Here is an 18609-nt window from a genome sequence, read left to right on the forward strand (position 1 = left end):
CATGACACCCTGGACGGGTGAGAAGCAAGCAGTCCGGCACCCCCCTCCCCCGCCCCTCCGGCACCCCCCTCCCCGGCCCCTCCCGCAACCCCGTCGGCGGTCATGTCCCGGTGGCCGGCGGCCTCAGCTCCGTCGGTCTCTCCTACGCCCGCGACCTGAAGGCCGAGACGGTCCAGGTCTTCGTCGCCAACCCCCGCGGCTGGGCGACCCCGCCCGGCAACCCGCGCCAGGACGAGGAGTTCCGCGCGGCCTGCGCCGCCGAGGAGATACCGGCGTACGTGCACGCCCCCTACCTGATCAACTTCGGCTCGCACACCGAGGCGACCGTCGAGCGGTCCGTGGAGTCGCTGCGGCACTCGCTGCGGCGCGGCCGGGAGATCGGGGCGCTCGGCGTGGTCGTGCACACGGGCAGCGCGACCGGCGGCAGGGACCGCTCGGTGGCCCTGCGGCAGGTCCGCGAGCACCTGCTGCCGCTGCTGGACGAGCTGACCCACGACGACGACCCGTTCCTGCTGCTGGAGTCCACCGCCGGGCAGGGCTCCTCGCTGTGCTCGCGGACCTGGGACTTCGGGCCGTACTTCGAGGCCCTGGACGCCCATCCGATGCTCGGCGTCTGCCTGGACACCTGTCACATCTACGCGGCCGGCCACGACCTCACCGGCCCCTCCGGGATGCACCAGACCCTGGACCTGCTGGTGGACACGGTCGGTGAGGGCCGGCTGAAGCTGATCCACGCCAACGACTCCAAGGACGTCGTCGGCGCGCACAAGGACCGGCACGAGAACATCGGCGCGGGGCACATCGGCGAGGACCCGTTCCGCGCGCTGATGACCCACCCGGCGACGGCGGGCGTCCCGCTGATCATCGAGACGCCCGGCGGCAAGGAAGGGCACGCGGCGGACGTGGAGCGGCTGAAGAAACTCCGCGACGGCTGACCCGGATGGGGAATACCCCCAGGGGGTATGTGGTTCCGGTGGAGCGAGAGACGGAACCACGCGTCAGGGGGCGTCATGGAACACGAAGCGCACGCGTCACACGGTCATCACCATCACGAGGGCATGACCGCCGGCGGTGGGTGGGAGACCGCCGTCCGGGCCACCCTGCACTGCCTCACCGGGTGCGCCATCGGCGAGGTGCTGGGCATGGTGATCGGCACCGCGCTCGGCTGGGGCACCGTGGTGACCCTGGTCCTGGCGGTCGCGCTCGCCTTCCTGTTCGGCTACACGCTCACCCTGCGCGGCGTCGTGAAGGCCGGCCTCGGGCTGGGCGCCGCCGTGAAGGTGGCGCTGGCGGCGGACACCCTGTCCATCGCGGTGATGGAGCTGGTCGACAACGGCGTGGTCGTACTGTGGCCGGGCGCGATGGACGCCGGGCTCGGCGACCCGCTGTTCTGGTGGGTGCTGGCGATCGCGCTGGCCGTCGCCTTCGTCCTCACCACTCCGGTGAACAAGTGGATGATCGGCCGCGGCCGGGGGCACGCGGTGGTGCACCAGTACCACTGACGGCCCGGTGCCACTGGGCCCGTCCACGCCAGGAGTCAGAGCCCTGGGCCGTCCCCGGGCTCCTCCTGGTAGGAGTAGCGCTGCTCGCGCCACGGGTCGCCGATGTTGTGGTAGCCGCGCTCCTCCCAGAAGCCGCGCCGATCGGCGGTCATGTACTCCACGCCGCGGACCCACTTGGGCCCCTTCCAGGCGTACAGATGGGGGACGACCAGCCGCAGCGGGAAGCCGTGCTCGGCGGTCAGCAGCTCGCCGTCCCGGTGGGTGGCGAAGATCGCGCGCTCGGAGGCGAAGTCGGCCAGCCGCAGGTTGGAGCTGAAGCCGTACTCGGCCCACACCATGACATGGGTAACGGCCGCCGCGGGCGGCGCGATCTCGAGGATCGTGCGCGCCGGGATGCCGCCCCACTCGGCGCCCAGCATGCTGAACTTCGTCACGCAGTGCAGGTCGGCGACGAGGCTGGTGTACGGCAGGGCCGTGAACTCCTCGTGGGTCCAGCTGTGCTTCTCGCCGTCGGCGGTGGCGCCGAAGACCCGGAAGTCCCAGCGTTCGGGACGGAACTTGGGCACCGGGCCGTAGTGCGTGACGGGCCACCCGCGCTGGATGCGCTGCCCCGGCGGGAGCTCGGAGTGTGCTGCTGCCCCACCTTCGCGCTCCACCGGCTGACCCATGCCTCCATCCTGACAGACCCGGGACGGTGCACCCGACCACACCCCCCACCGAACCGTACAAAACCGACTAAGCCTGAACTTACTTACTAAGTGAAGACTTACTGGACGATCTTCGCGTCCGGTGGAATCATGCGCCGCATCCTGCCAGTCCCCCGCGTGGAAGGAGCCCGTGCGATGCAGGGCGACCCCGAGGTCCTCGAATTCCTCAACGAGCAGCTCACCGGTGAGCTCACCGCGATCAACCAGTACTGGCTGCACTACCGCATCCAGGACAACAACGGCTGGACGAAGCTCGCGAAGTACACGCGGGAAGAGTCCATCGACGAGATGAAGCACGCGGACAAGCTCACCGAGCGCATCCTCATGCTGGACGGCCTGCCGAACTACCAGCGGCTCTTCCATGTGCGGGTGGGCCAGACGGTCACCGAGATGTTCCAGGCCGACCGTCAGGTGGAGGTGGAGGCGATCGACCGCCTCAAGCGCGGCATCGACGTGATGCGCTCCAAGGGCGACGTGACGTCCGCGAACATCTTCGAGGAGATCCTGGCGGACGAGGAGCACCACATCGACTATCTGGACACCCAGCTGGAGCTCATCGACAAGCTCGGCGAGGCGCTCTACATCGCCCAGCAGATCGAGCAGCCGAGCTAGGACCCGCCGGTCCGCCGGGCTAGGCGGCGTCCTCGAGATCGGAGACGACCGACTCACCGCGGTCGGCGAGTTCACGGCGGGGGCAGGCGCCCCGGCCGAGCAGCGCCTGGATACGGCGCACGCACGACCCGCAGTCGGTACCGGCCTTGCAGGCGGAGGCGACCTGGCGGGGGGTGCAGGCGCCGTTCTCCGCGTGCTTCTTGACCTGCTGCTCGGTGATGCCGAAGCAACTGCAGACGTACACGCGGTTCACCTCCCGGCGGGGTCGAAGTGCACTCCCCTGTTCGGTGAGGCAAACCTAACCTTACCCGTCGCGGCAGGAGCGGAAAAGTGGTGTGGGGCGCGGATCGTGTGATCCGCGCCCCACCGCCCCATGATCGGGAAGATCACTGGTCGCGGTACATCTCCGCGACGAGGAACGCCAGGTCGAGCGACTGGCTGCGGTTGAGCCGCGGGTCGCAGGCCGTCTCGTAGCGCTGGTGCAGATCGTCGACGAAGATCTCGTCGCCGCCGCCCACGCACTCGGTGACGTCGTCGCCGGTGAGCTCCACGTGGATGCCGCCCGGGTGGGTGCCCAGCGACTTGTGGACCTCGAAGAAGCCCTTGACCTCGTCCAGCACGTCGTCGAAGCGGCGGGTCTTGTGCCCGGAGGCCGCCTCGTAGGTGTTGCCGTGCATCGGGTCGGTGATCCAGGCGACGGTGGCACCCGAGGCGGTGACCTTCTCGACCAGCTCGGGGAGCTTGTCCCGGATCTTGTCGGCGCCCATGCGGACGATGAAGGTCAGCCGGCCCGGCTCGCGCTCCGGGTCGAGACGGTCGATGTACTGCAGCGCCTCCTCGGCCGTCGTCGACGGGCCGAGCTTGATGCCGATGGGGTTGCGGATCTTCGAGGCGAACTCGATGTGCGCGCCGTCCAGCTGCCGGGTGCGCTCACCGATCCACACCATGTGCCCGGAGACGTCGTACAGCCGGCCGGTGCGGGAGTCGACCCGGGTCAGCGCGGACTCGTAGTCGAGCAGCAGCGCCTCGTGCGAGGCGTAGAACTCGACGGTCTTGAACTCCTCCGGGTCGGCCCCGCAGGCGTGCATGAAGTTGAGCGCCTGGTCGATCTCGCGGGCCAGCTGCTCGTAGCGCTGACCGGACGGGGACGACTTCACGAAGTCCTGGTTCCAGGCGTGCACCTGGCGAAGGTCGGCGTAGCCGCCGGTGGTGAAGGCGCGCACCAGGTTGAGCGTGGAGGCGGACGCGTTGTACATCCGCTTCAGCCGCTCGGGGTCCGGGACGCGGGCCTCCTCGGTGAAGTCGAAGCCGTTGACGGAGTCGCCGCGGTAGGTCGGCAGGGTGACGCCGTCGCGGGTCTCGGTCGGCTTGGAGCGCGGCTTGGAGTACTGGCCGGCGATCCGGCCGACCTTCACGACCGGCACCGAGGCGGCGTACGTCAGCACGGCGCCCATCTGGAGGAGGGTCTTGAGCTTGTTGCGGATGTGATCGGCGGACACCGCGTCGAACGCCTCGGCGCAGTCGCCGCCCTGGAGGAGGAACGCCTCTCCCTTGGCGACGGCCGCCAGACGGGCGCGCAGCTGGTCGCACTCGCCCGCGAAGACGAGCGGCGGATACGACTCGAGGTCCGCGATCACTGCGCGCAGAGCCTCGGGGTCGGGGTACTCGGGCTGCTGCGCCGCGGGCAGGTTTCGCCAGGTGTTGCCAGCGCTCGCGCTGGTCTTAGCGTTCACGGTCACGCTCCCAACATTACGGGGTCGTGTCGGGCGTCCCGGCCCATGCCCAGCAATTGAGACACGGGGTACACCAGTCGGACATGCGGTAGCGTGCCAGGCATGTTCGCGCACTCGATCCAGAACTGGTGGTGGACCGCTCATCCGGCGGCCCGCTGACTGCGCGTATCCAGACTTCGCGAAGGCCGCCCGAGGGGCGGCCTTCGGTGTTTCCCGGGGTCCGTTCCTCCCAGCGAGAAGGAACCGGACCCATGCACCTGCTCGACCTGCTCGACGATCCCCGCCCGTTCGCCCTGCTGCGCCGTCGCGCGCCGGGCCACGACGAGAACACCGTGGAGGTCCTCCTCGGCCCCGTCGCCGCCCGCGACCGGCTGGCCGACCTCCCCGACGAGGGCCTGGCGCTCGTGCCGTTCCGGCAGATCCGCGAGCGCGGCTTCGACGTCCGCGACGACGGCACCCCGCTGCTGGTGCTGACGCCCGAGGAGTCGCACACCGTGCCGCTGGCCGACGCCCTGGCGCAGCTCCCCGCGCACGAGGTGCGGGTCGACGGCGGCGGCTTCGACGTCGGCGACGAGGAGTACGCGGAGATCGTCGGACGGGTCCTCGACGAGGAGATCGGGCGGGGCGAGGGCGCCAACTTCGTGATCCGGCGGACGTACGAGGGTCACATCGACGGGTTCTCGCGCGCCGACGCGCTCGCGCTGTTCCGGCGGCTGCTCGAGGGCGAACGGGGCGCGTACTGGACGTTCGTCGTCCACACCGGTGACCGCACGCTGGTCGGGGCCAGCCCCGAGGTGCATGTGCGGATGTCGGGCGGCACGGTCGTGATGAACCCGATCAGCGGGACGTACCGCTATCCGGCGGGGGGCCCGGCCCCCGAGCACCTGCTGGACTTCCTCGCCGACGGCAAGGAGATCGAGGAGCTGTCGATGGTGGTCGACGAGGAGCTGAAGATGATGTGCACCGTCGGCGACATGGGCGGGGTCGTCGTCGGGCCCCGGCTGAAGGAGATGGCGCACCTCGCGCACACCGAGTACGAGCTGCGCGGGAGGTCCTCGCTGGACGCGCGGGAGGTGCTGCGGGAGACCATGTTCGCGGCGACCGTGACCGGCTCCCCCGTGCAGAACGCCTGCCGGGTCATCGAGCGGCACGAGTCCGGCGGGCGCGGCTACTACGCGGGCGCGCTGGCCCTGCTCGGCAGGGACTCCGGCGGGGCGCAGACCCTGGACTCCCCCATCCTGATCCGCACCGCCGACATCGACGCCGGCGGGCGGCTGCGGGTGCCGGTCGGCGCCACGCTGGTGCGCGGCTCGGACCCGGCGGGCGAGGTCGCCGAGACCCACGCGAAGGCGGCCGGGGTGCTGGCGGCCCTGGGGGTGGGGCCGTCCCGGCCGCGTACCGGGCACGCGCGCGTGCGGCTCGCCGACGACCCGCGGGTGCGGGCCGCGCTGGACGGGCGCCGGGCGTCGCTGGCGCCGTTCTGGCTGCGGATGCAGGAGCGGGGCGACGCGCTCACCGGGGACGCCCTGGTGGTCGACGGCGAGGACACCTTCACCGCGATGCTCGCGCACGTGCTGCGCTCCGGCGGCCTGGAGGTGAGCGTCCGGCGCTACGACGAGCCGGGGCTGCGGGAGGCGGTGCTCGCGCACGAGGGGCCGGTGGTGCTCGGTCCCGGCCCCGGTGACCCCTGCGACCTGTCCGACCCGAAGATGCGCTTCCTGCGGGACCTGACGGCCGAGGTCGTACGGCACCACCGGCACGGCGTGCTCGGCGTCTGCCTCGGCCATGAGCTGATCGCCGCCGAGCTGGGCCTGGACATCGTGCGCAAGGACGTGCCGTACCAGGGCGCGCAGACCACGGTCGACCTGTTCGGGCGGCCGGAGACGGTCGGCTTCTACAACAGCTTCGTGGCGCGCTGCGACGACGAGGCGCTCCAGGAGCTGGCCGCGCACGGCGTCGAGGTGAGCCGGGCGGAGAACGGGGAGGTGCACGCCCTGCGCGGTCCCGGCTTCGCGGGGGTGCAGTTCCACCCCGAGTCGGTGCTGACGCTGAACGGCGCCGCGGTCGTCCGGGAGCTGGTGGGTCAGCTGCGCGGGACCAGCACGTTCTCGGAGCGGCGGCCCGCGGTGTAGTCGAGGACGTTGCGCACGGTGGTGTCGACGATCTGACCGACGGCGTCCCGGGTGTAGTACGCCTGGTGCGAGGTGACCAGGACGTTCGGGAAGGTGACCAGGCGGGCCAGGGTGTCGTCCTCGATGGCCTGGAGCGACTTGTCGAGGAAGAACAGACCGGCCTCGGCCTCGTAGACGTCGAGGCCGACCCCGGTGAAGCGGCCCTCGCGCAGTTCGGCGACGAGGGCCGCGGTGTCGATGAGGCCGCCCCGGCTGGAGTTCACGAGGATCGCGTCGTCCTTCATGATCTTCAGCGCGTCCGCGTCGATCAGCCGGCTGGTCTCGGGCATCAGGGGGACGTGCAGGCTGATCAGGTCGGACTCGGCGAGCAGCCGCTCCTTGGGGACGTACTTCATGCCGAGCTGCATACAGGCGGGGTTCTCGGCGACGTCCCAGCCGAGCAGTTTCATGCCGAAGCCGTGGGCGATGCGGGCGAAGGCCTCGCCGATCTTCCCGGTGCCGAGGACGCCCGCGGTGCGGCCGTGCAGATCGCGGCCCATCAGTCCGTCGAGGCGGAAGTCGAAGTCACGCGTGCGCGTGGAGGCGCGCACGATCCGGCGGTTGACGGCCATGGCGAGGGTCCACGCGAACTCGGCCACCGAGTAGGGCGAGTAGTACGAGACCCGGGCGACGGTCATGCCGAGGTCGCCGGCGACGCCGAGGTCGATGTTGTTGAAGCCGGTGGAGCGCTGGGCGACCATCCGGGTGCCGCCGTCCGCGAGGGCCCGCAGCACGGAGGCGCCCAGGTCGCAGTTGACGCTGGTGCAGACGATCTCGTGGCCCGCCGCGATGGGGGCGGTGTCCTCGTTGAGGAAGACGTCCAGGCAGCGGACCGTGTGGTGGTCCCTGAACGCCTGCTCGATGAGGGGCTTCTCGTCGGCCTGCACGCCGAAGGCGACGATCTCCAAGGCTGCTCCCGCTCCGTAGGGCTGTGGGCCGCAATATACGGCCCACAACCCCTCGCCGCCGGGCGGGCGGGCGCGGTGGCGGTCAGCCGAAGAAGACGCCGGCCTCGGCGTACAGCTCGGCGTCGACCGTCTTCAGCTTCGCCGTCGCCTCGGCGATGGGGACGCGCACGATGTCCGTGCCGCGCAGCGCGACCATCTTTCCGAAGTCGCCGTCGCGGACCGCCTCGATCGCGTGCAGTCCGAAGCGGGTGGCGAGCCAGCGGTCGAAGGCGCTCGGGGTGCCGCCGCGCTGGATGTGGCCGAGGACGGTGGTGCGGGCCTCCTTGCCGGTCCGCTTCTCGATCTCCTTGGCCAGCCACTCGCCGACCCCGGAGAGCCGCACGTGCCCGAAGGAGTCGAGCGACTCGTCCTTGAGCACCATGTCGCCGTCCTTGGGCATGGCGCCCTCGGCGACCACCACGATCGGGGCGTACGACGCCTTGAAGCGGGAGGTGATCCAGGCGCAGACCTTGTCGACGTCGAAGCGCTGCTCGGGGATGAGGATGACGTTGGCGCCGCCCGCCAGCCCGGAGTGCAGGGCGATCCAGCCGGCGTGACGGCCCATCACCTCGCAGACCAGCACGCGCATGTGGGACTCGGCGGTGGTGTGCAGCCGGTCGATGGCCTCCGTCGCGATGCCGACGGCGGTGTCGAAGCCGAAGGTGTAGTCGGTGGCGGACAGGTCGTTGTCGATGGTCTTCGGCACGCCGACGCAGGGCACGCCGTACTCGTCGGACAGCCGGGCGGCGACCCCGAGGGTGTCCTCGCCGCCGATGGCGATGAGCGCCTGGACCTCCTGCTTGGCGAGGTTGTCCTTGATGCGCCGGATGCCGTCCTGTTCCTTGAGGGGGTTGGTGCGCGAGGAGCCGAGGATGGTGCCGCCGCGGGGCAGGATGCCGCGCACGGCGGGGATGTCGAGACGGACGGTGTCGTTCTCGAGCGGACCTCGCCAGCCGTCCCGGAAGCCCACGAAGTCGTAGCCGTACTCCTGTACGCCCTTGCGGACGACGGCCCGGATGACGGCGTTGAGACCGGGGCAGTCGCCGCCTCCGGTCAGTACTCCGACCCGCATGGAAATGTCCCTTCGCCGCGGTTGCCTGGTGAGGCCACGCTAATGGTGAGCCACGTCACACAGCGATGGGTCGGACCGGCAATTCCGGTGAACGGCCGGGGATTCGGCTTGACGGCTCGTCAAACCGGCGACGCGCGGTTCACTCGTCGTCGAGGCCCCGCTCTATCGCGTACCGCACGAGCTCCACCCGGTTGTGCAGCTGGAGCTTGCCGAGGGTGTTCTGCACGTGGTTCTGCACCGTGCGGTGGGAGATGACGAGGCGTTCGGCGATCTGCTTGTAGCTCAGGCCCTTCGCGACCAGGCGCAGCACCTCGGTCTCCCGCTCGGTCAGCTGCGGGGCGCCCGCCCGGCCGGTCTCCTGCGCGGGCGGCGCCGGCTCGGCGGCCAGCCTGCGGTACTCGCCGAGGACCAGCCCGGCCAGGCCCGGCGTGAACACCGGGTCGCCGACGGCCGTCCGGCGGACCGCGTCCAGCAGCTCCTCGGTCGACGCCGACTTCAGCAGATAGCCGGTCGCACCCGACTTCACGGCCTCCAGCACGTCGGCGTGCTCGCCGCTCGCGGACAGCACGAGGACGCGCAGCGCGGGGTTGTGCGCGACGAGTTCCTTGCAGACCTGCACACCGGGCTTGGCGGGCAGGTTGAGGTCGAGCACCAGGACGTCGGGGCCGGCGGCCTTGGCGCGGCGCACCGCCTGCTCGCCGTCGCCCGCGGTGGCGACGACCTCGAAGCCGGACGCGCCCAGGTCGCGGGCGACCGCGTCGCGCCACATCGGGTGGTCGTCGACCACCATCACCCTGATGGGCTCCCGCCGGCCGTCCATGCCGTCCGTCATCGCTGTTCCGCCTTCCCCCGTGAGGCACTGCCGGCCTTCGGTACCTTCAGTTCCACTTCGGTGCCCTGCCCCGGCACCGAGATGACCTCGGCGGTGCCGCCGAGGTCGCGCAGCCGTCCCCGGATCGACTGGGCGACGCCGAGCCGGCCCTCGCCCTCGGCCTCGGCGAGCCGGCCCTCGGGGATGCCGGGGCCGTCGTCCCGGACGGTGACGAGCACCTCGCCGGGCTCGTCCTCGACGAGGATCCACGCGCGCGCCTCGGCCCCGGCGTGCGCGCGCACGTTGTCCAGGGCGGCCCCGACGGCGGCCGTCAGCTCCCGCGCGGCGGCCCGGGGCAGCGGCACGGGCGCCCCGGGCTCCGCGAGGACGACCCGCGCGCCGGCGTACGGGGCGAGCAGCGACCGCAGGTCCACCGGCCCGCCGTCGCCCTCGTCGTCCGGCACCTCCACGACCCGGACGACAGCGCCCTCGGTCGCGTCCTCCGACACCCGGGACACCGGCACCAGGCCGCCGGAGACCAGGGTGCGCAGGGCCACCTCCTGTTCGCCCGCCATCCGGCCGAGCTCGGCCGCCTCGCCGCCGATGACGGCGCCGCGCCGTTGCACCATCGCCAGCACCTGCAGCACGCTGTCGTGGATGTCCCGGGCCAGCCGCTCCCGTTCACGGGTGGCCGCCTCGATCTCCAGGGCGCGGGCCAGGGTGCGCTCGGAGGCGCGGGCGACCTCGACGACGTAGCCGATGGCGATGGACGCGATCCAGACGAGCAGCACCATGTGGATGGTGTCGCGGGTGGGCACCCCGGCGCGCTCGGCGAGGTTGGCGACGGCGACCAGCGTGGAGGCGAAGGCGGCCCAGCGCCAGCCGCCCTTGATGGCGAAGGCCAGCACGGCGCCCGCCGTCCAGATCGACGGCAGGGTGGGCGCCCCGGCGTCGATCCGCTCGGGCGACTCCGCGATCCGGGTCAGCAGGATGCCGACGACGGCGACGGACAGGTCCACGGCCAGGAAGGGCCGGGTGCAGCTCGCCGCGTTGGCGACCCTCGGCAGGGTGGCCAGCGTCCACACGACCAGGACGGCGTAGTAGCCGAGGGCCACCCAGGGGCGGGCCACCTGGTCGTGCGCGCTGACGAACAGGCCGATCGCGTAGACCATGGTCAGTACGCGGTACCCGGCGAGCGCGCGCCACAGCGGCTGCTCGACCGACATCCTCATGACCCGCTCACGGCTGGCCACGCCCCCACCCCCTGTGTGCCGGACCGGCCGCCCCTACCGGGCCCCGGGACGCTCCCCGTCCGGCTGCTTCGTCTTCTTCGCCTGTTCCTTCTCGGCCTTGGCGGCCTCCGCGATCTGCCGCTTGGCGGCGGTCGCGTACATGTCGACGTACTCCTGGCCGGAGAGCTTCATGATCTCGTACATGACCTCGTCGGTCAGCGCCCGCAGGACGAACCGGTCGTGCTCCATGCCCTGGTACCGGCTGAAGTCCATCGGCCTGCCGATCCGGATGCCCGGCCGCATCAGCTTGGGCATGACCTGTCCGGGCGGCTGGATCTTCTCGGTGTCGATCATGGCGACGGGGATGACCGGCGCCCCGGTGGCGAGCGCCACGCGCGCGAGGCCGCCCGGCTTGCCCCGGTAGAGCCGTCCGTCGGGCGAGCGGGTGCCCTCCGGGTAGATCCCGAACAGCTCGCCCCGCTCGAGCACCTCTATGCCGCTCCTGATGGCCGCCTCACCCGCGCCGCGCCCGCCCGAGCGGTCCACCGGCAGCTGGCCGACGCCCTTGAAGAACGCCGCCGTCAGCCGGCCCTTGACCCCCGGGGTGGTGAAGTACTCGGCCTTCGCGATGAACGTCACCTTGCGGTCGAGGACCACGGGCAGGAAGAACGAGTCGGAGAACGACAGGTGGTTGCTGGCCAGGATCGCGGGCCCCTCGGCGGGAACGTTCTCCAGGCCCTCCACCCAGGGCCGGAAGGCGACCTTCAACGGTCCCCCGATGGCCACCTTCATCGCGCCGTACAACAACCCTGTGCCTCCTGTGTGTGTGGAGGAGACCTTAACCCGGAGGGCGGCCGAAGGACCCGACGGCCCTGGTCGGTGTCAGTGCGGTCGCGTACGGTGAACCTCACCGGGCTGTACCGACACGTGGCCGCCGCGTGAGCCGATGTCGTCGTGCACGTCCATGCCGTCCCTCCTCACGAACGGGAGACCGTAAGGTGCCGGTCCTTCCTGGAGCCGAGCCGTACCGCCACGAGGGCACCGAGATCGGGGTCCTCCTGTGCCACGGGTTCACCGGCTCCCCGCAGTCGCTGCGCCCCTGGGCGGAGCATCTCGCCGCGCGCGGGTACACCGTCTCGGTGCCGCTGCTGCCGGGGCACGGCACGCGCTGGGAGGACCTGCGGATCACCGGCTGGCAGGACTGGTACGCCGAGGTCGACCGCGAGCTGCGCGCCCTGCGCGACCGCTGCTCCCGGGTCTTCACCGGCGGTCTGTCCCTGGGCGGCGCCCTGGCGCTGCGGCTGGCCGCCCGGCACGGCCGGGACGTGGCCGGAGTGGTGGCGGTGAACCCGGCGAACCGGGTGCACGGCCTGGCCGCGCGCACCCTGCCGGTCACCCGCCACCTGGTGCGCACGGTCCCCGGGATCGCCGGTGACCTCGCGAAGGAGGGTGCCGTGGAGGTCGGCTACGACCGGGTGCCGCTGCACGCGGCGCACTCCCTGCGGTCCTTCCTCCGCCTGGTCGACGGCGAGCTGCCGCAGGTCACGCAGCCCCTGCTGCTCCTGCGCAGCGGACAGGACCGGGTGGTGCCCGCGGCGGACTCGGCCCGGATCCTCAGCCGGGTGTCGTCCACCGACGTGACGGAGATCGCGCTGGAACAGAGCCGTCATGTCGCGACGTTGGACCATGACGCGGACCGGATCCACGAGGAGAGCCTCGCATTCATCGGCCGGCTCGCGACCGGTGCCGGCAAGGAAGGGACGACCGCACGTGGCTGAGCACGACTCCGGCTCCGACCGCGACAGACACGAGGAGCGCGAGCCCGACGAGCAGCATGTCCCGTTCGACGAGGACGCCGCCTGGGCCGCGATCGTCGCCGGGTACGGCGAGGAGCCGACGGACCCGCCCGGGACCAAGCCGTTCAAGTCGGTCGAGGACCTGGCGCTGCTCGAACCGGGCACCAACGACGCCCCGGCCGGCGCCGCGGACGCCGAGCCGCAGGGCGAGCGCGCCGAGCCCGGCGACACCGCCGTGAAGGACGACAAGGGCACGGGCGACACCCCGGTGCGCCCGCTGGGCGCCTCCGTCTCCTTCGCGCCCGGCGTCGGCCCCCGCGACTACAGCGTGCCCGAGCCGTCGGAGGACGACTTCGACGCCGACGACGAGGGCCACTTCGTCCCGCCGGAGCCGCCGCCGCTGCCCGAGGCGGACGTGACCGCGAAGTTCGCCTGGCTGGCCGTGGTCGGCGGGCCGGTCCTGCTGCTGCTCATCGTCCTGTTCGGCTGGGACATGACGTGGTGGCTGGCCACGCTCAGCATCGGCGGCTTCCTCGGCGGCTTCGCCACGCTGGTGATGCGGATGAAGACGGACGACGAGGACGGCGACGACCCCGGCCGGGGCGCCGTCGTCTGACCGGGCGCCCGCCGCCCCGCCCTCAGCCCTTCGGCTCGGCGGGCACCTTGAGGGCGGCGAGGACCGGCAGATGGTCCGTGGCCGCCCGCAGGTCGTCCACCGTCACCCCGGGCTGGTCCAGCGGCACCCCGCAGCCGAGCACCTCCACGCCCTCGGTGGCGAAGATCGCGTCGATGCGCTGATGCGGGTCGAACGGTGTCGAGGTGTGCTCGCCGCCCCAGGGCGCGGTCGCCCAGCAGTCCTGGAGGTTCCCGGCGAGCCGGCGGAAGGCGCGCCCGGTGGGCCGGTCGTTCAGATCGCCCCCGGCGACGGCGTGCTCCACACCGAGCGCGGCCAGCCGGTCCAGCAGCATGCCGGCCTGTTCCAGACGCTCGTCGGAGTGCAGGGAGAGGTGGCAGCTGAGGACGCCGAGGCGGGCGCCGCCGAAGCGGACCACGGCGGTGGCGAAGCCGCGCCGGTGATGTCCGGGGACCAGCGGCAGCAGCACATCCTCGGTGCGTTCCACGGTGGCCCGCAGTCCGCACAGGATCGCCGGTCCGGCGGCGGTGGCCCCACCGGTGAGGATGACGAGGTCGGCGGCGCGGGCCAGCCGGGCGAGCTTCTTGCGCCAGCGGAAGAACCGCGGCGCCTCCTGGACGAGGACCAGGTCGGGGGCGCAGGCGCGGATCACGCGGGCGAGGGCCGCGGTGTCGTCGCGCAGGGAGCGGACGTTGTAGCTGAGGACGCGGAGGGTGGCGGAACCGTCGGGGTCGGTGCGGGACTCGGGGAGCAGCGCCATGCCGATCAATGTACGCCCGACGGCTCGGGGCGCGGGGTCATGGCGGCGGCCTGTCCCAGGCCGGTCGCGCAGGTCCCCGCGCCCCGGAGCGGTGGCGCGTGCGGTCCGCCCTCAGGGGTGTCCCGGAGGGCGTACCGCGTCACATGATCGGGTCGGGCTCGCGGGCCAGGTCGGCGGCGCCCACCAGTCCGGCCTTGTTGCCGAGCTGCGCGGCGATGACGTCGGCGACCGGGCGCCAGTTGCCGCCCACCAGCCAGCGCTTGTACGACTTGCGGATGGGGTCGAGGACCAGTTCGCCCTCGTCGGAGAGGCCGCCGCCGACGATGAACGCGGACGGGTCGAACAGCGAGGCCAGGTCGGCGAGGCCGGCGCCGGCCCAGCGGGCGAGCTCCCGGTAGGAGTCGACGGCGACCGGGTCGCCCTGCCGGGCGGCCATGGAGATGTGCTTGCCCTCGATGCCGTCGGGGCTGCCGTCGCCCAGGCCGAGCAGGATCTCCGCGTTCTCCGGGGTGGCGTTGGCGCGCTGCTTGGCGTAGCGCACGAGGGCACGGCCGGAGGCGTACTGCTCCCAGCAGCCCTGGCTGCCGCAGCCGCACAGCAGGCCGTCCGGCACCATGCGGATGTGGCCGAACTCGGCGGCCACGCCGAAGTGCCCGCGGCGCAGCTTGTTGCCGATGATGATGCCGCCGCCGAGGCCGGTGCCCAGCGTGATGCAGATGACGTTGCGGTGGCCCTTGCCCGCGCCGAACTTGTACTCGCCCCAGGCGGCCGCGTTGGCGTCGTTCTCCACGACGACGGGGAGGCCGACGCGGGCCTCGACCTTCTCCTTCAGCGGCTCGTTGCGCCAGTCGATGTTCGGCGCGAAGTACACCTCCGAACGCTGGCGGTTGACGTATCCGGCCGCACCGATGCCCACGCCGACGATCTCGTGCCCGGCGCGCGCGCCCTCCACCGCGGAGGCGATGGCGTCCACGATGCCCTCGGGCGTACCCGGGGTCGGCACCTTGTGGGTCGAGAGGATGTTGCCTTCCTCGTCGACCACGCCGGCCGCGATCTTCGTGCCGCCGATGTCGACGCCGATGGTGAGTCCCATGAATCCCTCAGTTTCGGTCGAGCCCCGCTACGGCCAACCGTACCCGAGGCCCTTGCCCTCCAGTCCGCGTCGTCCGTTCGGCGGACGGTGACCCGGGCGGGCGGGGACCCGGCCGGGGTCAGTCGAGGTCGATCCGCTCGCCCGGGCCGGTGTCGTCGCCCCGGTCGCGGTCGTCGCGCGGGGCCCGGCCGCCGTCGTCCCCGGCGGTCCAGCGGCGTTCCTGGTTCTGGACGGCCGAGCGGTAGGCGGCGAGCAGTTCGCCGCCGGCGGCGGCGAGGTGGTCGAAGACGTCCGGGTTGCGTTCGATGACCGGTTCGACGGCGGCCTTGGCCTGCTCCACGACCTGCTTGACCACCTGCTGGGCGGCGGGTCCGGCGACCGCGCCGAGCAGCGGCGACTGCAGGGTGGAGAGCCGGTCGGCGACGGCGTCGACGAACTTGCGCAGCTCCTCGGCGGCCGAGCCGGGCGGCTGTCCGTTCGCTGCCCGGCGGCGGGCCTTCTCCTCGGCGAGGTCCTCGGCGCAGGCCGTCGCCCAGGCGTCGGCGTCGGCCGTCCGCACCTCGTCCACGGGCTCGTGCCCGTCGGCGTCGGACGGGGGGAGCTCTTCGCTCATGACGGACTCCTGACTACGGCTCGTCCCTCCGACGTTACCCGAACGGCGGTACCCGCTTCACTTGGCGCGGGGCCACAGGTCCGGGTCCGGCGCGAACCGGATGCGCAGCTCGCCGTCGCGCAGCCCGGCCCCGTCCACGGAGCACCGGCGCAGCACGGAGGGCAGCGGCACGATACGCCGGAACTGACCGGCCGTGAGGACGAGTTCGTCGCCGCGCCGGATCAGGTCGAGTTCGTCGCGCTGGGCGCCGGGCAGCGGGATGTGCCAGACGAGGACGCCGTCGTCGGCGAGCCGGTCGGTGACGGGCCACTCGACCGTGGAGGACGTCCCGTTGACGACGGGCACCGCGAGCGCGGCGAGGTCGTCGGTGCCGCGCGGGTCGTGGCCGAGGTGGGGGACGTCGTGGACGTCGTGGGTGCCGCGCCACTCGTCGGTCACCTTGCGCTGCTGGGCGACGGGCCCGGCGAGCCAGCTGCCGGGGCCGGCCTCCGCCTCGGGCAGCACCCGGTTGGCGACCACCGCGTCGGGCCGCAGCCCGCGCAGGGCGAGGCCGAGCTCCGCGGCGCGCACGGCGTCGGCGCCGCCCTGGCCGGGTTCGGCGACGAGCCGTACGACGGTGTCGCGGTCGGCGACGACGGCCTCCACGGCGGCCAGCTCGACGTCCCAGCGGGCGGCGGTCTCGTACAGCCACTCCGCGGGCATCGGGACGCCGGCCAGCCGGCCGAGGACGGGGCGCAGGGCGCGGGCGGCCTGGCGTTCGGGCGGGAGCAGCCGGCGCAGGTAGCGGCGCAGTTCCTCGGGCAGGGAGAGCAGGGCGAGGGCGTGCGGGGTGGCGGGCAGGTCGACGACGAGGAGGTCGTGGGCCTCGGCGAGGGCGGCGTCGCGCAGGGCCCGCAGCAGCGCGAGCTCCTCCGCGCCGGGCAGCGGGGTGACCTCCTCGGGGTCGAGCCGGGAGGCGCCGAGCAGGTCGAGGGCGCCGGTGGCCCGCTCCTGGAAGGCGGCGAGGTCGTCGCGGAAGCCGGTGGCGGCGTCGGGGCGCCAGGCGGTGAGCCGGGGCCCGGCCTCGACGGGGGACGCGCCGGTGCGCACGCCGAGTGCCGCGCCGAGGGTGTCGGTGCGGTCGGCACTCAGCACGAGCGTGCGGGCGCCGTCGGCGGCCGCGGCGAGCGCGGTGGCCGCCGCGACGGTCGTACGGCCGCTGCCGCCCGGGCCGGTGATCAGGAGGGTGCGCATAGGGGTGAACCGTAACGGACGGCGTGACCTCGTCCGGGCGCGCTGCTCCCCGGCCGGGGCGGAGCTACTTGGCGGACTCCACGCGCTTCTTCAGACCGGCGAGGGCCCGGTCGATGATGACCTTCTCGGCCTTGCGCTTGATCATCCCGAGCATCGGGATCTTGACGTCCACGGTGAGGACGTAGGTGACCTCGGTGGCGCCGGCGCCGGCCGGCTTGAGGAGGTAGGAGCCGTCCAGGGAGCGGAGCATCTGGGACTTGACCAGCGTCCAGGACACCTCGTGGTCGCCGGTCCAGGTGTACGCGAGCACCTGGTCGTCCTTGATCGCCCCGGCGTCCATGACGAGGCGGACCTGCTCGGCGCGGCCCTGGCCGTCGGTCGCGAGGACCTCCGCCTCCTTCACCTCGCCGGTCCAGTCCGGGTAGCGGGCGAAGTCGGAGATGACCCCCATGACATCGGCCGGTGCCGCCTCGATCGTGATGCTCGAGCTGGTGTGTTCCGCCATCGCCGTGGCTCCTCCAGAAGCGGCCGTCAAGAAGTCGTGGTGCGCCCGCGGGCGCAGCGTGAAGGCTACCGTGCGCCGGGCCGGGCGGAGCCACCCCCACCTGGGGGGTCGTACGGAAAGCGCCCGGGGGGCCGGAATCCGCTCACCACTCCAGGGCCCAGGGCTTCCCGGTGCGGGCGAAGTGGCCGACGTTCACGCACTCGGTGCGGCCGACGCGCATGCGCCGTACGAGGGGCTGGTGGACGTGCCCGAACAGCGAGTAGCGGGGCCGGGTGCGGCGGATCGCGTCGAGCAGCGCCCGGCTGCCGCGCTCGAAGCGCCGGGCGACGGTGTCGTAGACGAGTTCCGGCACCTCCGGCGGGATGTGGGTGCACAGCACGTCCACCTCGCCGACGGCCTCGATCTTCGCTGCGTACTCCTCGTCGCTGATCTCGTAGGGCGTGCGCATCGGGGTGCGCAGGCCGCCGCCGACGAAGCCGAAGGTCCAGCCGCCGATCTCGGCCCGCTGCCCGTCCAGGACGGTGACGCCGGGTCCGGCGTACTCCGGCCACAGGGGCGGGATGTCGACGTTGCCGTAGGTGGCGTACGTCGGTGTCGGCAGGACGGAGAACATCTCGCGGTACTGCTTGCGGACCGCCTGCTCGATCACGGCGGCCCGGTCGGAGCCGACGCCGGCCCACAGCCGGGTCCCGAGCTCGCGGGCCTCGTCGAAGCGCCGCGCGGTGCGCAGCTCCACGATGCGGTCGGCGTTCTCGACGCCGAACAGGTCGGGGAAGATGCCGCGCGAGTGGTCGGCGTAGTCCAGGAAGAGCACCAGGTCGCCGAGGCAGATCAGGGCGTCCGCGCCGTCGCCGGCACGGGCCAGGTCGCGGGCGTTGCCGTGCACGTCGCTCACCACGTGCACGCGGGTGCCCGGCGTGCGGTTGTTTCCGGTCGGTGTCGGTGCCATGGCGATCAAGGGTAGGCGTGTGGGGCAGACGTGAACAGTGGCGGGCGAACCGATGGTTACTGGCCAGTCGTCCGAACGCTCGACTACTGTGCGCACAGAAACACCAATCCGTGTGACGCAGCGAACATCTCGCCGGACCCCCCTGTCGGAGAGGCCATACCGACGGGTAACGTCCGCTCGGTCCAGTCGTGCTCAGGATTTCAACATGTGAACGCCCGAGCACTTGCCCGAGCCTTGGA

21 protein-coding genes are annotated in these 18609 nt (G+C 72.3%); 7 read left to right on the forward strand and 14 right to left on the reverse strand.

Going from position 1 to position 18609, the window contains the following annotated elements:
* Window positions 1–17: 17 nt before the first annotated feature.
* A complete protein-coding gene (locus tag F8R89_RS09840) occupies window positions 18–935 on the forward strand; it encodes a deoxyribonuclease IV (RefSeq protein WP_151783615.1) in 918 nt (305 codons plus the stop codon).
* Window positions 936–1010: 75 nt separating this feature from the next.
* Window positions 1011–1502 carry a DUF4396 domain-containing protein gene (locus F8R89_RS09845; RefSeq protein ID WP_151783616.1) on the forward strand — a complete coding sequence of 164 codons (492 nt, stop codon included), beginning with the start codon at window positions 1011–1013 and terminating at the stop codon, window positions 1500–1502.
* Between the two features lie 35 nt (window positions 1503–1537).
* Here F8R89_RS09845 and F8R89_RS09850 read toward each other — a convergent pair whose 3' ends face one another.
* Complete coding sequence (locus F8R89_RS09850) at window positions 1538–2170, reverse strand: sulfite oxidase-like oxidoreductase (protein ID WP_151783617.1); 633 nt, start codon at window positions 2168–2170, stop codon at window positions 1538–1540.
* Between the two features lie 174 nt (window positions 2171–2344).
* Here F8R89_RS09850 and bfr point away from each other — a divergent pair, with 174 nt between their 5' ends.
* Window positions 2345–2821, forward strand: coding sequence for a bacterioferritin (gene bfr / locus F8R89_RS09855; protein ID WP_151783618.1), 477 nt, complete (start codon window positions 2345–2347; stop codon window positions 2819–2821).
* 19 nt (window positions 2822–2840) lie between these two features.
* Here the strand turns inward: bfr and F8R89_RS09860 are convergent, their stop codons facing one another.
* The gene (locus F8R89_RS09860; RefSeq protein WP_192806083.1) at window positions 2841–3065 is read right to left on the reverse strand and encodes a bacterioferritin-associated ferredoxin; all 225 of its coding nucleotides are present in this window, start codon (window positions 3063–3065) and stop codon (window positions 2841–2843) included.
* Window positions 3066–3207: 142 nt separating this feature from the next.
* On the reverse strand, window positions 3208–4560 hold the full coding sequence (locus tag F8R89_RS09865) for a class II 3-deoxy-7-phosphoheptulonate synthase (protein WP_151783620.1): 1353 nt from the start codon (window positions 4558–4560) through the stop codon (window positions 3208–3210).
* Window positions 4561–4656: 96 nt separating this feature from the next.
* On the opposite strand from F8R89_RS09865, the gene F8R89_RS37340 reads away from it, so the two are divergent.
* Together F8R89_RS37340 and F8R89_RS09875 are read left to right on the forward strand one after the other, a co-directional pair.
* Entirely contained in the window at window positions 4657–4713 is a 57-nt protein-coding gene (locus tag F8R89_RS37340; protein WP_079033853.1) for a trp operon leader peptide, read from the forward strand.
* A gap of 92 nt (window positions 4714–4805) precedes the next feature.
* Window positions 4806–6686, forward strand: a complete 1881-nt coding sequence (locus tag F8R89_RS09875) for an anthranilate synthase family protein (protein WP_151783621.1) — start codon at window positions 4806–4808, stop codon at window positions 6684–6686.
* Here the strand turns inward: F8R89_RS09875 and F8R89_RS09880 are convergent.
* The 5 genes from F8R89_RS09880 to F8R89_RS09900 form a co-directional block, all read right to left on the reverse strand.
* The gene (locus F8R89_RS09880; RefSeq protein WP_151783622.1) at window positions 6638–7633 is read right to left on the reverse strand and encodes a 2-hydroxyacid dehydrogenase; all 996 of its coding nucleotides are present in this window, start codon (window positions 7631–7633) and stop codon (window positions 6638–6640) included. The genes F8R89_RS09875 and F8R89_RS09880 overlap by 49 nt on opposite strands.
* Window positions 7634–7715: 82 nt before the next feature.
* Window positions 7716–8744, reverse strand: a complete 1029-nt coding sequence (locus F8R89_RS09885) for a 6-phosphofructokinase (protein ID WP_151783623.1) — start codon at window positions 8742–8744, stop codon at window positions 7716–7718.
* A gap of 139 nt (window positions 8745–8883) precedes the next feature.
* Window positions 8884–9576: a response regulator gene (locus tag F8R89_RS09890; protein WP_151783624.1), complete on the reverse strand. Its 693-nt coding sequence runs from the start codon at window positions 9574–9576 to the stop codon at window positions 8884–8886.
* Complete coding sequence (gene macS / locus F8R89_RS09895) at window positions 9573–10808, reverse strand: MacS family sensor histidine kinase (RefSeq protein WP_151783625.1); 1236 nt, start codon at window positions 10806–10808, stop codon at window positions 9573–9575. Before macS ends, F8R89_RS09890 begins: the two co-directional genes overlap by 4 nt.
* 33 nt (window positions 10809–10841) lie before the next feature.
* Window positions 10842–11591 carry a lysophospholipid acyltransferase family protein gene (locus tag F8R89_RS09900; protein WP_151783626.1) on the reverse strand — a complete coding sequence of 250 codons (750 nt, stop codon included), beginning with the start codon at window positions 11589–11591 and terminating at the stop codon, window positions 10842–10844.
* A 194-nt stretch (window positions 11592–11785) separates the two neighbouring features.
* Between F8R89_RS09900 and F8R89_RS09905 the strand changes: the two genes are divergently transcribed.
* Together F8R89_RS09905 and F8R89_RS09910 are read left to right on the forward strand one after the other, a co-directional pair.
* Window positions 11786–12565, forward strand: a complete 780-nt coding sequence (locus F8R89_RS09905; RefSeq protein WP_151783627.1) for an alpha/beta hydrolase — start codon at window positions 11786–11788, stop codon at window positions 12563–12565.
* On the forward strand, window positions 12558–13199 hold the full coding sequence (locus F8R89_RS09910) for a hypothetical protein (protein WP_151783628.1): 642 nt from the start codon (window positions 12558–12560) through the stop codon (window positions 13197–13199). The genes F8R89_RS09905 and F8R89_RS09910 overlap by 8 nt, the downstream gene beginning before the upstream one ends.
* 22 nt (window positions 13200–13221) lie before the next feature.
* On the opposite strand, the gene F8R89_RS09915 is transcribed toward F8R89_RS09910, so the two are convergent.
* From F8R89_RS09915 to F8R89_RS09940, 6 genes are all read right to left on the reverse strand, one after another.
* The gene (locus F8R89_RS09915; RefSeq protein WP_151783629.1) at window positions 13222–13977 is read right to left on the reverse strand and encodes an endonuclease/exonuclease/phosphatase family protein; all 756 of its coding nucleotides are present in this window, start codon (window positions 13975–13977) and stop codon (window positions 13222–13224) included.
* 139 nt (window positions 13978–14116) lie between these two features.
* Window positions 14117–15070, reverse strand: a complete 954-nt coding sequence (locus F8R89_RS09920) for an ROK family glucokinase (protein ID WP_151783630.1) — start codon at window positions 15068–15070, stop codon at window positions 14117–14119.
* 118 nt (window positions 15071–15188) lie between these two features.
* The gene (locus F8R89_RS09925; protein ID WP_151783631.1) at window positions 15189–15683 is read right to left on the reverse strand and encodes a DUF5304 domain-containing protein; all 495 of its coding nucleotides are present in this window, start codon (window positions 15681–15683) and stop codon (window positions 15189–15191) included.
* 57 nt (window positions 15684–15740) lie between these two features.
* Window positions 15741–16916 carry an ArsA family ATPase gene (locus tag F8R89_RS09930; RefSeq protein ID WP_151783632.1) on the reverse strand — a complete coding sequence of 392 codons (1176 nt, stop codon included), beginning with the start codon at window positions 16914–16916 and terminating at the stop codon, window positions 15741–15743.
* A 64-nt stretch (window positions 16917–16980) separates the two neighbouring features.
* Window positions 16981–17421, reverse strand: coding sequence for an SRPBCC family protein (locus tag F8R89_RS09935; RefSeq protein WP_151783633.1), 441 nt, complete (start codon window positions 17419–17421; stop codon window positions 16981–16983).
* 142 nt (window positions 17422–17563) lie between these two features.
* A complete protein-coding gene (locus F8R89_RS09940; RefSeq protein WP_151783634.1) occupies window positions 17564–18370 on the reverse strand; it encodes a metallophosphoesterase family protein in 807 nt (268 codons plus the stop codon).
* Between the last annotated feature and the right edge of the window lie 239 nt (window positions 18371–18609).

This window comes from Streptomyces sp. SS1-1 (assembly GCF_008973465.1).
Classification (GTDB): Bacteria; Actinomycetota; Actinomycetes; order Streptomycetales; family Streptomycetaceae; genus Streptomyces.

Coding starts and splice junctions, on each gene's coding strand:
- F8R89_RS09845 (WP_151783616.1), top strand. CDS start 1,011: ATGGAACACGAAGCGCACGCGTCACACGGTCATCACCATCACGAGGGC.
- F8R89_RS09930 (WP_151783632.1), bottom strand. CDS start 16,916: ATGCGCACCCTCCTGATCACCGGCCCGGGCGGCAGCGGCCGTACGACC.
- F8R89_RS09875 (WP_151783621.1), top strand. CDS start 4,806: ATGCACCTGCTCGACCTGCTCGACGATCCCCGCCCGTTCGCCCTGCTG.
- F8R89_RS09890 (WP_151783624.1), bottom strand. CDS start 9,576: ATGACGGACGGCATGGACGGCCGGCGGGAGCCCATCAGGGTGATGGTG.
- F8R89_RS09885 (WP_151783623.1), bottom strand. CDS start 8,744: ATGCGGGTCGGAGTACTGACCGGAGGCGGCGACTGCCCCGGTCTCAAC.
- bfr (WP_151783618.1), top strand. CDS start 2,345: ATGCAGGGCGACCCCGAGGTCCTCGAATTCCTCAACGAGCAGCTCACC.
- F8R89_RS09940 (WP_151783634.1), bottom strand. CDS start 18,370: ATGGCACCGACACCGACCGGAAACAACCGCACGCCGGGCACCCGCGTG.
- F8R89_RS09920 (WP_151783630.1), bottom strand. CDS start 15,070: ATGGGACTCACCATCGGCGTCGACATCGGCGGCACGAAGATCGCGGCC.
- F8R89_RS09925 (WP_151783631.1), bottom strand. CDS start 15,683: ATGAGCGAAGAGCTCCCCCCGTCCGACGCCGACGGGCACGAGCCCGTG.
- F8R89_RS09935 (WP_151783633.1), bottom strand. CDS start 17,421: ATGGCGGAACACACCAGCTCGAGCATCACGATCGAGGCGGCACCGGCC.
- F8R89_RS09915 (WP_151783629.1), bottom strand. CDS start 13,977: ATGGCGCTGCTCCCCGAGTCCCGCACCGACCCCGACGGTTCCGCCACC.
- F8R89_RS09850 (WP_151783617.1), bottom strand. CDS start 2,170: ATGGGTCAGCCGGTGGAGCGCGAAGGTGGGGCAGCAGCACACTCCGAG.